Genomic DNA, 14605 nt, shown 5'->3' with positions numbered 1-14605 from the left:
AGAAGGCCATCCGAAAGGATGGCCTTTTTGCGTTTATGCGCAGAAAAAACGGTAGGCCGGGTAAGGCGAAGCCGCCACCCGGCAGATCAAACGACTAATGAATCACCTGCGACAGGAATGCTCGCGTACGTTCTGACTTCGGATGCGCAAAGAACTCATCCGGCGGTGCCTGCTCAACAATTTCCCCGCGATCCATAAAGATCACCCGGTCGGCCACGGTTCGCGCAAACCCCATCTCATGCGTCACACACAGCATGGTCATACCGGATTGCGCCAGCCCAATCATGGTGTCCAGAACCTCTTTCACCATTTCCGGATCCAGGGCAGATGTCGGTTCATCAAACAGCATAATTTTCGGTTTCATGCACAGCGAACGGGCGATAGCCACACGCTGCTGTTGGCCGCCCGATATCTGGCCAGGAAACTTATTGGCATGCTCTGCGATACGTACGCGCTCCAGGTAGTGCATGGCTAATGCCTCCGCTTCCTTTTTCGGCATCTTTCGTACCCAAATTGGCGCAAGCGTACAGTTTTGCAGAACGGTCAGGTGCGGAAACAGATTAAAGTGCTGAAATACCATTCCCACTTCCTGACGTACGCGCTCGATATTGCGGATATCTTCATTCAGCTCGATACCATCAACCACAATGCGTCCTTGCTGATGTTCTTCAAGATGATTAATACAGCGAATGGTTGTGGATTTCCCGGATCCAGAAGGGCCGCAAAGGACAATGCGCTCTCCCTGCTTTACCTTAAGATTAATGTCCTTCAGGACATGAAATTGTCCGTACCATTTATTCACATTTTCCAGCGTAATCATCGCGTCGGCGGGTGTCATAGTTATTTGGCTCATAATTTCCTCAGTGCGGTGTACGCCCGGTGTTAAAGCGCTTTTCCAGATGCTGGCTGTAGCGCGACATGCTAAAACAAAAGATCCAGTAGATCAGAGCTGCAAAGACATATCCTTCGGTAGACATACCCAGCCAGACAGGGTCAACGGTTGCCTGTTGCACGCTGCTAAAGAGATCGAACAATCCGATGATGATCACCAGGCTGGTATCCTTGAAGAGGGCAATGATCGTGTTGACCAGACCCGGGATGACCAGCTTGAGTGCTTGTGGAAGAATGACCAGCCCCTGCGTTTTCCAGTAACCTAGAGCCAGTGATTCCGCCGCTTCGTACTGGCCTTTAGGTAACGCCTGCAAACCACCTCGCACAACTTCAGCGACATAGGCGGACTGGAAGAGAATCACCCCCACCAGGGCACGGATCAGCTTGTCGATGGTGGTACCTTCTGCCATAAACAGCGGCAGCATGACCGACGACATAAACAGAACGGTGATAAGCGGTACGCCGCGCCAGAACTCAATGAAGATAACGGAGAGCACGCGGACGATCGGCATTTTTGAACGCCGTCCCAGGGCCAGTAAAATCCCCCACGGTAGCGCACCAGCTATCCCCACTGAAGCGATAATCAGCGTCAGCGTTAACCCGCCCCACTGGCGTGTTTCAACGCGTTCCAGCCCCAGGAAACCGCCATACAACAGCGCCCAGACAATAATCGGATAAACCACTGCCCAGGCGGCAATATAGCGTCCACGATGAGGCAGCTTTTTCCAGAACATGGCCGCGACAGAAAGCAGGCCGATAACCAGCGCCAGATTAATCCGCCAGCGCTGTTCATGGGGATACAATCCATACATAAACTGGCCGAAGCGCTCATGAATAAACACCCAGCAGGCGCCGGCTTTTGTGCAGTCTGCTCGGGTTGAACCGACCCAGTTGGCCTGTAAAAATGCCCAGTTCAGCAGGGGAGGAATCAATTCCCACATGAGCCACAGGCAGACAATTGTCAGCAGGCTGTTACTCCAGCTGGAGAACAGATTCTTGCGCGCCCAGAGAATGAAACGTCCACCTGTCGAGTTGGCAGGGCGCGAGGAGTGCGACAGTATCGCTTTTGTCATCATAGATCCTTAGCGCTCGACCAGTGCTATACGACGGTTATAAAGGTTCATCAGCAGTGAAATCACCAGGCTGATGATCAGATAGACAGACATCGTAATGGCGATGGTTTCAATGGCTTGTCCGGTCTGGTTAAGCACGGTTCCGGCGAAGAGTGACACCATATCCGGGTAGCCAATGGCAGCGGCCAGCGACGAGTTTTTGACAATATTGAGATACTGGCTGGTCAGGGGCGGAATGATGACCCGTAGAGCCTGCGGAATGATGACCTGGCGAAGCGTCACGGTATGGGGCAATCCCAGTGAGCGTGCCGCTTCGTGCTGTCCATAAGGTACGGCCTGTATCCCTGCACGGATAATCTCTGCGATAAACGCGGAGGTATAAATCGACAGTGCCAGCGTCAGGGCTGCCAGCTCGGGAATTAATACCATCCCGCCCTGAAAGTTAAAGCCACGCAGATGCGGAATGTCCCAGTGCAGCGCGGCCCCAAACAGCCAGTGTGCGATCAGCGGCAGGCTAACGATCAGGACAACTGCCGTGGGCCAGGTTCTACGAAGCTGACCGGTTTTGATCTGATGCTTGCGGTTAAAACGGAATACCCCAGCAGAGAGAGCAAGCGCTATCGCAATCGCGCCGATGAAAGCGTACAGTCCTTCACCCGGCTGAGGAGAAGGGATGGACAACCCACGGTTACTCAGGAAAAACAGCTCAAACGCGTCGACGGCCTGGCGGGGACCGGGAAGGTTACGCAGTACGGCGAAATACCAGAAGAAGATCTGCAGGAGCGGGGGGATATTGCGGAATGTCTCAATATAAACTGTCGACAGTTTCCGCAGGAGCCAGTTTTCAGAAAGACGCGCCAGGCCAATAAAGAAGCCCAGTATTGACGCGAAGACGATACAAAGCGCCGATACCAACAGCGTATTCAGTAAACCGACTACGAACACGCGTCCGTAGGTGTCACCTTCCTGGTAATCAATAAGGTGCTGAACAATACCAAACCCCGCGCTGCGATCTAAAAACGCGAAACCGGATGTAATACCGCGATTATTCAGGTTGGTGATGGTGTTATGGATGAGATACACGGCGATGAGAACAACCGCAACAATAGCAATAATCTGGAATAGCCAGGCGCGGACCGCGGGATGAGAAAAGGATAGCGATCCTTTTACGGCTGAGCGGCGATGGGACATAAAGAAACCTCAGTAACCATGACTCTGGAGTGGGCACTGCCTGAGCAGTGCCCGTTACAGCTATGACTTAACGTACTGGTGGCGCGTACTGAATACCGCCGTTGCTCCAGAGATTGTTCTGGCCGCGTTTGATCTTCAGCGGGCTTTCCGATCCCACGTTGCGCTCAAAGATCTCAGAGTAGTTGCCCACCTGTTTGATGATGTTGTAAGCCCACTTGTTATCCAGCTTCAGATCCTTGCCGAAATCACCTTCTTTACCGAGCAGGTGTGCCATATCCGGGTTGGATGGCTTAGCGGCTTTCTCATCAACGTTTTTAGAGTTGATGCCCATCTCTTCTGCGTTCAGCATGGCAAACAGCGTCCAGCGAACAATGGAGAACCAGTCTTCATCGCCGCGACGAACGACGGGGCCGAGAGGTTCTTTGGAGATCACTTCAGGCAGGACAATCCACTCTGCCGGGTTGCTCAACTTAATACGTAAGGCATACAGCTGTGACTGGTCAGAGGCCAGCGTGTCGCAACGGCCGGATTCCAGCGCTTTGGCCGATTCATCCGAGCGGTCGAATGTCACCGGGGTGTATTTCATATTATTTGCTTTGAAATAATCCGCGACGTTCAGCTCGGTATCGGTGCCCGCCTGAATACAAACGGTGGCACCATCCAGTTCTTTGGCGCTTTTCAGGCCGGCTTTATTGTGGGTCAGGAAGCCGATGCCGTCATAATAGGTCACGCCCGTAAATGACATCCCCATGCCTGCATCACGGGAGGAAGTCCAGGTGGTATTACGGGAGAGCATGTCGACCTCGCCGGACTGCAGCGCCGTAAAGCGTTCTTTCGCCGTCAGCGGGGTGTATTTTACTTTGCTGTCATCGCCAAAAACGGCGGCTGCAACGCCACGGCAGACATCCACATCAATACCGGTAAATTTGCCGTTCGCATCGGCATAAGAGAAGCCAGGCAAACCGTCACTGATACCACATTGAACAAAACCTTTCTTTTTAACGGCATCCAGTGTCGTTCCCGCATGGGCTTGACCGGCTACGGCAAACAACATGCCTGCAGCGGCAAGGCTGGCTATCATCGTCTTTTTCATAATGCATCCTGTGTGGCGAAATTTATCGTTATAGAGGCGTTTTTAAACGCTTAACCTGTCTGTGGCTTTGGCCAACGTTTATAAAGCAAACGTAATGCCAGTTTTGCGTTCGACAAAATAAGAAACGAGTGAACGCTTAATGCTGAGTGTAGACAGGCTTAAATAAAACGAGCGCCCCGAAACGGTGCGAAATTACAACCTGTGCCACAAATCGGAGCAAAAGTTTTGAGTCGGGTCAGCAAAAAGAAGAGATAGTTTCCAGGGTGAATATTGGCAGGGTATTCAATAATATTAATGTGTGAAAATCATCACGATAGAATAAGTAATTTGAATGGCTATGCGAAAAAGTTGTGACTGACTTCAGGCTTAGATTAATTACGTGAATAAATACGGGGCTATTTTTTTACTTATTTGAAAATACTGCACTCATTAAAAGCAAAAGCGCGGCCAGAGCCGCGCTTTCTCAACAGAAGTTACTTCGTCAGGGCAACAATACCCAGCGTCAAACCCGCTACTGCGGCAGCACCGCCGGCGATAGCACCCGCGGTCTCCCAGTTATCCTGGGTGGTGCCCTTCATACAGGTATTGGTATGAACCAGTCGGCCCTGGTCGTCGTAAACCGGTACACATGGAGAGTCGTGCGCGCAACCAGCAAGCAACGCAGCGAGAAGTGCAACGGAAATGAATCTTTTCATGATGTTACCTCAGTATTATTTCTCATCCGCTATAAAGCCAGGAGGGCTATTAACGAACTGGAGGTTATTTTACCATCGGGGTAAGTCCTCGTTACACGAGGAATAATCTCAAATTATGTAGTTTGTAAAAATCGTGGAGAAAAGTCGGTTTCAGGAGGAATTTATGGAGACATTATGAAGCGGCAAGAGACTGTTTTTACTTAATGCAAATCATCCTATTTTTAATACTGCCTTTATGTAAAGCCTAATTCATTGTTTATGTTAAAAATAAAAAAAAGGCACCAGAGGTGCCTTTTAGGGGAACATTACTCTTTATGGTGAGTAAACCGTCGCCGAACAACCACAAAGAAGACGGGCACGAAGAAAATCGCCAGAAGCGTTGCGGACAGCATTCCCCCCATAACGCCCGTACCGACGGCGTTTTGCGCGCCGCTCCCGGCACCGGTGCTGATCACCAGCGGCATGACGCCAAGGATAAAGGCCAGAGACGTCATCAGGATTGGTCGAAGTCGCATCCTGGAAGCTTCCAGCGTGGCTTCAATAATGCCTTTGCCTTCTTTATCCATCAGGTCTTTAGCAAATTCGACGATCAGGATGGCGTTTTTCGCCGACAAACCAATCGTCGTCAGCAGGCCGACCTGGAAATAGACGTCATTATTCAACCCGCGCAGCGACGCTGCGAGAAGCGCCCCAATGACCCCCAGCGGTACAACCAGCATAACAGAGAACGGAATGGACCAGCTTTCATACAGCGCTGCCAGACACAGGAACACCACGATCAGTGAAATGGCGTACAGTGCAGGCGCCTGGTTACCCGAGAGCCGCTCCTGATAAGACATCCCCGTCCAGTCATAACCGATGCCGGAAGGCAGTTTTGCCGCGAGACTTTCCATCATAACCATGGCCTCACCGGTACTTTTACCCGGAGCGGATTCACCCAGGATCTCCATAGAGGGCATCCCGTTATAGCGCTCCAGGCGAGGTGAACCATAGACCCAATGAGCATTGCTAAAGGCGGAGAACGGGACCATTTCCCCATTCGCGCTGCGCACGTAAAGGTTGTTAATATCTCCTGGCAACATACGGAATTTTGCGTCGGCCTGTACGTAGACCTTTTTCACACGCCCATGATCGATAAAGTCGTTCACATAGGTGCCACCTAAGGCCGTCGAAATCGTCTGGTTGACGTCAGAAAGACTGACGCCCAGCGCCTGCGCTTTTTCCTGATCGACATCCAGCTTGAACTGAGGCGTATCTTCAAGCCCGTTAGGACGCACGCGAACCAGCAGGTCAGGGTGCTCTTTCACCATGCTGAGCAGTTGGTTACGCGCCTGCGTCAACTGTGTATGCCCCAGGTTAGCCTGATCGATCAATTCAAAGTCGAAGCCCGTGGCGGTACCCAGCTCAATAATTGCAGGCAGGTTAAACGGGAACACAAGGCCATCTTTAATCTGACCGAAGGCTTTCGTCGCGCGACCCACAATGGCTTTGACGCCATTTTCCGACCCCGGGCGCTCCTCCCAGGGCTTCAGGCTGACGAATGCAATACCGGAGTTCTGTCCCTGGCCGCTAAAGCTAAAGCCGTTTACGGTAAAGACGGATTCAACGTTCGCCTTCTCTTTGTTCAGATAGTAGTCCTGAACCTGGTCCAGGACTTGCTGAGTACGCGTCTGGGTTGCACCCGCCGGGAGTTGAACCATCGTCATAAACACCCCCTGATCCTCTTCGGGCAGGAAGGAGGTGGGCAAGCGCAGGAAGAGCACCGCCATACCACCGACAATAATGACGTACACCACCAGATAGCGCCCTGTCTTACGCAAAATACCGCTCACGCTGTTGCTGTAGTGCTCCACGCTTTTATCAAAGAGCGCATTAAACCAGCCGAAGAAACCACCTTTTTTCTCATGATGGTCGCCGGATACGGGCTTAAGCAACGTTGCACAGAGGGCGGGCGTCAGGATTAGCGCAACCAGTACGGACAACGCCATAGCGGAAACGATAGTCAGCGAGAACTGGCGATAGATTGCCCCCGTCGAGCCGCCAAAAAAGGCCATCGGAATAAAGACCGCCGAGAGCACCATGGCGATCCCGACCAGTGCGCCCTGGATCTGCTCCATCGACTTCTGTGTGGCCTCTTTCGGCGGCAGCTTGTCCTCGACCATGACACGTTCAACGTTCTCAACGACCACGATAGCGTCATCGACCAGCAGACCTATCGCCAGTACCATGCCGAACATCGTCAGGGTATTGATGGAGAAACCAAACGCCGCCAGAATCGCGAAGGTACCCAGCAGAACGACCGGCACCGCGATAGTCGGAATGAGGGTCGCCCGCAGGTTTTGCAGGAACAGGTACATGACCAGGAAGACGAGAATGATCGCTTCAAACAGGGTCTTCACCACTTCGTGGATAGAGATTTTTACAAAAGGCGTGGTGTCATAGGGATAGACAACTTTCAGACCCTGTGGGAAGAACTGCTGCAGCTGCGCCAGCTTGCTTTTGATGGCGGCCGCCGTGTCCAGCGCGTTTGCCCCGGTTGCCAGCTTAATCCCCAGGCCGGTTGCCGCCTGCCCGTTGATTTTAGTGACCATGTTGTAGTTTTCGCCACCCAGCTCAATGCGAGCCACGTCCTTCAGATGAACCATTGAGCCGTCCTGATTCACCTTGAGCGTCACGCGGCCAAACTCCTCCGGTGATTTCAGGCGGGTTTGCGCGATGATCGAGGCATTCAGCTGCTGCCCTGGAATGGATGGCGTTCCGCCCAGCTGGCCTGCCGCTATCTGATCGTTCTGGGTTTTCAACTGGTTGATAATATCCAGAGGCGTCAGCTGGTATTTGTTCATCGCATTGCTGTCGAGCCAGATGCGCATCGCATACTGGGCACCAAACAGCTGGACGTCGCCTACACCTGTCGTTCGGCTGATAGCATCTTTGACGTTTGAGGCAACATAGTCAGAGATATCATCCTGGGTAAGGTTTTTATTATCCGAAACAAAACCAGCGACCAGCAGGAAGCTGCTGCTGGATTTCTCCACGCCAATCCCTTGTTGCTGAACCTCTTGCGGAAGCAGTGGCATGGCGAGCTGCAACTTGTTCTGCACCTGCACCTGAGCGATGTCCGGGTCGGTTCCTGACTGGAAGGTCAGGGTGATGGTGACGTTACCCGCTGAATCGCTGGTGGAGGACATATACATCAGGTTATCGATACCGTTCATGTTCTGTTCGATAACCTGGGTCACGGTATCCTGAACCGTTTGAGCGTCCGCTCCCGGGTAGGTCGCGGATATCGCCACGGCGGGAGGGGCGATGGTCGGATACTGTGCGACGGGAAGTTTGAGAATGGCCAGCCCGCCTGCAATCATCAAAATGATGGCAAGTACCCAGGCGAAAACCGGTCTCTGAATAAAGAAATTAGCCATGTCGTCTTCCCTTAACTGGCTGGAGTCGTGGTGGTATCCGGCGTGGCGACGACGGTTACCCCCGGTCTGACTTTCTGTAGCCCGCTAACAATCACGCGATCACCGTTTTTCAGCCCCTCCGTCACCAGCCAGCGATCGCCAATTGCCTGAGGAGCCACGACGGTTCGCGGCTCAACCTGGTTTTTATCGTTCACCACCAGGACGGTTGCATCGCCTCGCGGTGTACGGGTCACGCCTTGCTGTGGAACCAGAATCGCATTCGGCTGGGTGCCTTCATCGATGCGGGCGCGAACAAACATGCCGGGTAACAGCAGATGCTGAGGGTTCGGGAAAATGGCGCGCAGGGTAATCGAGCCGGTACTTTCATCGACCGTGACGTCAGAGAACTGCAGTGTGCCTTTCAGCGGATAGGGCTGCCCGTTCTCCATCAGCAGTTCAACGCTGCTGGCGGTATCGCCTTTTTGCAGACTCGTCTGTTTCAGGCGCATAAAATCATTACTGGACTGGGTAACATCGACATAAATCGGATCGAGTTGCTGGACCGTTGCCAGTGCTGCGGCTTGTCCGTTCGTCACCAGCGCTCCTTCGGTCACGCTGGATTTCCCGATACGACCATCAACAGGAGAGGTCACTTTGGTGTAGGCAAGGTTTATACGTGCGCTTTCAACGCCAGCTTTTGCGGCAACTACGCTGGCATCTGCCTGCTGAGCCGTCGCCACGGCCTGGTCATACTCCTGCTTACTGACATACTGGGTGCCTACCAGAGGGAGATAACGCTTTACCGTCAGGTGCGCAATATTGGCCGCTGCCTGAGCCTTCGCCAGTTCGCCTTTCGCGCTGTCATAGGCTGCCTGATAGGTCGCGGGGTCAATCTGGTAAAGTGACTCACCCGCTTTAACATCGCTACCTTCCGCGAAGTTGCGGCGAAGGATGATACCGCTAACCTGAGGACGAACCTCTGCAACGCGAAATGCATCTGTTCTGCCCGGGAGTTCAGTGGTGACAGCCAGAGGCGCACTTTTCACAATATGCACGCTGACCTGAGGCGCCTGCAGGTGTTGTTGTTGATTTTCCTGACCATCGCATCCAGTGAGCAGTACCGCGCAGACAATGAAACCGGATAAGGGCAAGCGTCTGAAATGATTCGTCATTACTGTTCCTTTAAATACCCATCAACCGATATATGCCGTGAACCGGTAGCTGGGGCAGAGGGATAAAAAATAAAATGTAGCTGCGTATAATAATGAGGGTATTTAATGTTTTTTAATTTATAAGTGCGAATGACCATGCTTGTAGAAAAAATCAGAATCAAACCTGGTCCATTCCTGGATATACTTAAGCCATGCTAATCAGGTAAGTGGGATTAATGTTGCCAAATTATTCATCTCATCAATTTAATTAATTCGATATATTTGTATTAATTATAAATGGAGGTGATTGACTTTTTTTGTGCAAAATTAAAACGGATTTTAGTGAATACTTACATTTGCATGAACGCAATCTTACCTTTAAACCTTGTGAGTAACGAGTAGTTACCTATGGCGCGTAAAAAGAAAGAAGAGGCTCAACAAACCCGGCAGCAGCTGATTGAGGCGGCTATCGGACAGTTTGCGACGCGTGGCGTAGCCAGCACGACGCTGTCGGATATCGCTGATGCTGCTAAGGTGACGCGCGGCGCGATCTACTGGCACTTCACCAGTAAATCAGAAATATTTAATGCCATCTGGGAACAGCAGTTGCCGCTTCGCGACATTATTCGCGACAGGCTTTCCCTTTCCGATAGCGACAATCCGTTGTTAAAACTTCGTGAGCAATTTATTACCGCGCTGCAGTATATTGCCCATGAACCCCGGCAATGTGCGCTTTTACAAATTCTGTATCATAAGTGTGAATTTAGCAGTGATATGATTTCAGAGCGTGAAATCAGAAACCGCATTGGATTCAATGATGACACGCTACGCGCAACGCTGGAGACCTGTATTTCGCGCAATATCATTTCGCCACAGGTGAATGTTGATCTCACCTTGATTGTATTCCACGGTTTTTTTAGCGGAATAATTAAAAACTGGTTAATGAATAATGGCAGTTTTAATCTTTATCAGCAGGCTCCCGCTCTGGTCGATAGCATACTGGCGACACTCCCTGTCATTCGCGTGTCGCCTGATGAGGATGCTTACAGCTCAGCGCCAGGTAACATTTCCCCTCGGGCACAAAGCGCTTCGATGGTCTGCGCGCTGGCGGGTTTACCTAACAGATAACCCTGAAGGGTGTTACAGCCCAGCTCGGTTAAAAAGGCTTGCTGTGCTTCGGTTTCCACACCTTCAGCCACGACTTTCAGGTTAAGTGTTTTAGCGAGGGCCACAATCGCTGAGACAATAGTGGCATCCTCGCTTTCGCCGCTGAGCTCTTTCACAAACGCCCTGTCGATTTTCAATTCACAGGCCGGTAAGCGTTTGAGATACAGCAGGCTCGAATATCCGGTACCAAAATCATCAATGGAGGCCTTTACGCCCGCATCCGTCAGCTCTGTCAGCACCCGTACGCTCTCATCCGGGTTGCTCATCGCCGTGGTTTCCGTCACTTCGAGGATCAACATTTCCGGTGGTACATGGTGAAGTGCCAGGCAGTCGAGAACCGTTTTAACCAGCGAAGGTTGTTCAAACTGCAGTGTCGACAGGTTTACCGCCATTGACCAGCTTTGATGCCCCTGAAGATGCCATTCCCGCAGCTGGCGACAGGCTTCATTAATCACCCAGTTGCCAATGGGGATGATCAGCCCCGTTTTTTCCGCCAGCGGCAGAAAAAGGTCCGGCGTCAGTAACCCCTGCTTAGGATGCTGCCAGCGCAATAGCGCCTCGAATCCGAGGACTGGGCCCGCCGGGGCGTGAAATTTTGGCTGATACAGCAGGCGCAGCTCATTGCGATCGATCGCCATCCACAGATCGTTCATTAACTGGAGATGGGTCTGCGCAAGGGTGTTCATGGAGGGCTGGAAAAAGTGGTAACCGTTACGGCCCATATGCTTCGTGTGATACATCGCCGCGTCGGCGTTAAACATCAGCTCACGCTCGGTTTTACCGTCGTGAGGATACAGCGCGATACCAATGCTGAGGGTCACCACCAGTTCATAGGGTCCGAGATTGAACGGGCTATCGATCGCGCGGACCAGCGAATTTGCCAGCGATGCCGCGTCGTCCGGGCCTTCACCCTCTGCCAGCAGAACAAACTCATCACCGCCGATACGTGCCAGGGTGAACTGGCCTTTCAGGAGAAGCAACAGACGCTGCGTAACGGCGACCAGCAGCCTGTCACCGACATCATGGCCATAGGCGTCATTGATGGCTTTAAAACCGTCGAGATCCATGAACATCAGGGCAAAGTGGTTCCCTTCACGATCGGCTTTGCTGATGGCCTGATCGAGTCTGTCTTCCAGCAGGATACGGTTGGGCAGACGCGTCAGGGTATCGTGCAGCGCCAGTTGAGCGAGTTCCCGGTTAGCTTCTGCCAGCGACGAGGCCAGAAGGGCGGTACGTGCCTGAAGGCGGGCATCCAGCATCGACACCAGCAGGGTGATCCCAAGAATAGAGAGCGCGACGACGCTGACCAGCACCGCCAGCCAGCTCCCGTTAATCCCCTCATGATGAACCATTGTGGACATGGGAAACTGCGCCGCTTTCATCCCGGCATAGTGCATACCGGCAATGGCAATCCCCATCGTGATGGCGGCCCCCATGCGCATCAGCACGACCTGCGCGGCTTCGCGACGCAGGCGGAAAGTCAGCCATAATGCCGCGAGCGAAGCGGCAAGCGCAATCGCGATCGAAATGGCCACCCAGACCTTGTCCCAGATAATCCCCGGCATCACTTCCAGCGCCGCCATGCCGGTGTAATGCATAGCAACAATACCGCTCCCCATCACCAGCGCGCCGGGCAGCAGTCGGCGCAAGCGTAATTGCTCACAGCTCACGAGCCATAGCGCAAACAGCGACGAACCCACGGCGATGACCATGGATAACACCGTCAGTGTGGCGTTGTAGCTCATGCTCATGGAGAGATCCATCGCCAGCATGCCGATAAAATGCATGGCCCACACGCCAATGCCCATTGCAATACCGCCGCCAGCCAGCCAGACGCGGGCAGCAACGCCCTCACTCCCGGCGACGCGTGCAGCCATGTTCAGCGCGGTATACGCAGCAAGGATGGCAACAACAAAGGAGAGGACGACAAGGATATGGTTGTATTGGCTGACCAGCATGGACGGTTCTACTCGAGTGTGGGGTTACGCTAGAGCGGTTGAGAAGGGCGAGACATTATCACCGTCAGGTAATGGCTCAAAGGGATTTAAATCCCCGTTTTTAGTGGGTAATAACGGGGTGACTTGCGCAATCGGACGGTTAGTCGAGCTCGGAGCAGTTCACGAGTTTCAGCGGATTGACGGAGTTCATATTGCGACACTTATCGGTTTCGGTACTCATCAGTTCAATCCACTGCATCAGGAGCGTATCGAAAATGAGAACGGAGATTGCAAAGACAACCAGCCACCAGTATTTACGAATCATTGTGTCATTCCGCGAGAAGAGCGCCAGTAAGGTGGGGGAAATATACACGAAAAACCGTGGTTGAAAAGCGGGAGAAGCGAAGGTTTACAATGCGTTGACGGAGAGGTGCAGGTAATAAAAAAGGCGCTTCCCCATGCCGAAGAGCGCCTTTTTAAACAAGCATTTAACTGATTAGTATCAGTTCATGCCGTATTTTTTCAGTTTCTTACGCAGAGTACCACGGTTGATACCCATCATCAGCGCAGCGCGGGTTTGGTTACCGCGGGTGTATTGCATCACCATGTCCAACAGTGGCTGTTCAACTTCAGCCAGTACCAGCTCATACAGGTCATTAACATCCTGACCGTTCAGTTGAGCAAAATAGTTCTTCAGTGCCTGTTTAACCGAGTCACGCAGGGGTTTTTGAGTTACCTGGTCCTGAGAGTTAACGGTAGAAACGGTCAGTACGTCAGAATTTACGCGTTGTTCGAACATAGTTCTGTCAGCTCTTTATTTCATTACGCAAGATTTTCGAAGTATGCCTCCAACGCCTCCAGCTGTACGCTGGCATCCTCTATGGCGTTGAATGTGCGCCGAAACTGGTCATCTGGAGCGTGCTCCTGGAGATACCAGGAGACGTGTTTACGCGCAATTCGGTACCCTTTTGCCTGACCGTAGTGGTCATGCAGTTCCCGAACATGCGAACAAAGCAAGCGCTTAACCTCTGCCAGAGGCAGCGGGGCAAGCAGCTCCCCAGTGTCCAGATAATGCTGGATTTCCCGGAAGATCCAGGGTCTTCCCTGAGCGGCACGTCCTATCATCAGAGCATCAGCTCCCGTATAGTCGAGTACAGCTCTGGCTTTAAGCGGGTCAGTTATGTCGCCATTCGCGATAATCGGAATGGAAACTTTCTGCTTAACTGCCCGAATGCTGTCGTATTCAGCTTCACCGTTGAACAAACAGGCGCGAGTGCGTCCATGAATGGTCAGGGCCTGAATGCCACAGTCTTCGGCCAGTTGGGCAATCTCTACACAGTTACGGTGTTCCGGCGACCAACCCGTGCGAATCTTCAACGTAACAGGAACGTCCACTGCGCTGACAACCGCCGTCAGGATAGCTTTCACCTGGTCGGGGTATTGCAGAAGGGCTGAACCTGCAAGCTTGCGATTCACCTTTTTGGCCGGGCACCCCATATTGATATCAATAATCTGGGCACCACTTTCCACGTTAATCCGCGCGGCATCTGCCATCTCTTCAGGCACGCTTCCGGCAATTTGCACGGTGCGAATACCTGGTTCATCAACGTGCACCATCCGAAGGCGGGATTTATCGCTTTCCCAAACCTGCGGGTTAGACGACATCATCTCGGATACGGTTAAACCGGCTCCCATCTCATAGCACAGCGTCCTGAACGGCCGGTCTGTAATACCTGCCATAGGGGCTGCGATCAGGCGATTTCTAAGCTGGTGGTGTCCGATGCGCATGAGTTAAGAAATGACCATACTGTGACTGCAAGGCGGCGTATATTACGCATTTTTTGCACGAGATGAAAGGCCAAACTTTGAACAATCCACTGTTGTAGATCAAGGAATCGCCGCTCAATCCTTACGTTCAAAATTATTCATTATTTAAATCATTATGTTATATGATAATGGTTATTTTATAGGCGCTTACAATTTCCCGTAACTTCTCATCATTTCTGAAT

12 protein-coding genes are annotated in these 14605 nt (G+C 52.3%); 1 reads left to right on the top strand and 11 read right to left on the bottom strand.

What is annotated here, in order from left to right; translation table 11 throughout:
* Positions 1-94: 94 nt before the first annotated feature.
* The 7 genes from V1566_RS00710 to V1566_RS00680 all read right to left on the bottom strand — a co-directional run bounded on the left by V1566_RS00710 (position 95) and on the right by V1566_RS00680 (position 9513).
* Positions 95-853 carry an amino acid ABC transporter ATP-binding protein gene (locus tag V1566_RS00710; RefSeq protein ID WP_014171880.1) on the bottom strand — a complete coding sequence of 253 codons (759 nt, stop codon included), beginning with the start codon at positions 851-853 and terminating at the stop codon, positions 95-97.
* Positions 854-860: 7 nt separating this feature from the next.
* Positions 861-1964, bottom strand: coding sequence for an amino acid ABC transporter permease (locus tag V1566_RS00705; RefSeq protein ID WP_121424811.1), 1104 nt, complete (start codon positions 1962-1964; stop codon positions 861-863).
* A gap of 9 nt (positions 1965-1973) precedes the next feature.
* Positions 1974-3155: an amino acid ABC transporter permease gene (locus V1566_RS00700; RefSeq protein ID WP_395304810.1), complete on the bottom strand. Its 1182-nt coding sequence runs from the start codon at positions 3153-3155 to the stop codon at positions 1974-1976.
* Positions 3156-3222: 67 nt separating this feature from the next.
* Complete coding sequence (locus tag V1566_RS00695) at positions 3223-4248, bottom strand: amino acid ABC transporter substrate-binding protein (RefSeq protein ID WP_395304809.1); 1026 nt, start codon at positions 4246-4248, stop codon at positions 3223-3225.
* Positions 4249-4721: 473 nt separating this feature from the next.
* Positions 4722-4943, bottom strand: a complete 222-nt coding sequence (locus tag V1566_RS00690; RefSeq protein ID WP_008502867.1) for a lipoprotein — start codon at positions 4941-4943, stop codon at positions 4722-4724.
* 305 nt (positions 4944-5248) lie between these two features.
* Positions 5249-8362 (bottom strand): efflux RND transporter permease subunit, encoded by a 3114-nt coding sequence (locus V1566_RS00685; RefSeq protein WP_395304808.1) that lies wholly within the window; start codon positions 8360-8362, stop codon positions 5249-5251.
* A gap of 11 nt (positions 8363-8373) precedes the next feature.
* A complete protein-coding gene (locus V1566_RS00680) occupies positions 8374-9513 on the bottom strand; it encodes an efflux RND transporter periplasmic adaptor subunit (protein ID WP_395304807.1) in 1140 nt (379 codons plus the stop codon).
* A gap of 387 nt (positions 9514-9900) precedes the next feature.
* On the opposite strand from V1566_RS00680, the gene envR reads away from it, so the two are divergent.
* On the top strand, positions 9901-10620 hold the full coding sequence (envR, locus tag V1566_RS00675) for an acrEF/envCD operon transcriptional regulator (protein ID WP_395304806.1): 720 nt from the start codon (positions 9901-9903) through the stop codon (positions 10618-10620).
* On the opposite strand, the gene V1566_RS00670 is transcribed toward envR, so the two are convergent.
* The 4 genes from V1566_RS00670 to dusB form a co-directional block, all read right to left on the bottom strand.
* Entirely contained in the window at positions 10536-12617 is a 2082-nt protein-coding gene (locus V1566_RS00670) for a putative bifunctional diguanylate cyclase/phosphodiesterase (RefSeq protein WP_395304805.1), read from the bottom strand. The genes envR and V1566_RS00670 overlap by 85 nt on opposite strands.
* Before the next feature lie 139 nt (positions 12618-12756).
* Positions 12757-12921, bottom strand: coding sequence for a DUF2556 family protein (locus V1566_RS00665; protein WP_023309432.1), 165 nt, complete (start codon positions 12919-12921; stop codon positions 12757-12759).
* A gap of 177 nt (positions 12922-13098) precedes the next feature.
* A complete protein-coding gene (gene fis, locus V1566_RS00660; protein ID WP_000462905.1) occupies positions 13099-13395 on the bottom strand; it encodes a DNA-binding transcriptional regulator Fis in 297 nt (98 codons plus the stop codon).
* Between the two features lie 23 nt (positions 13396-13418).
* Entirely contained in the window at positions 13419-14384 is a 966-nt protein-coding gene (gene dusB / locus V1566_RS00655) for a tRNA dihydrouridine synthase DusB (RefSeq protein WP_023309409.1), read from the bottom strand.
* Between the last annotated feature and the right edge of the window lie 221 nt (positions 14385-14605).

Origin of the sequence: Enterobacter sp. ECC-019, assembly GCF_043974075.1 — a bacterium.
Classification (GTDB): Bacteria; Pseudomonadota; Gammaproteobacteria; order Enterobacterales; family Enterobacteriaceae; genus Enterobacter; species Enterobacter asburiae_D.
The sequence above is the reverse complement of the archived record's forward strand: the minus strand, read 5'-3'. Positions and strand labels throughout refer to the sequence as shown.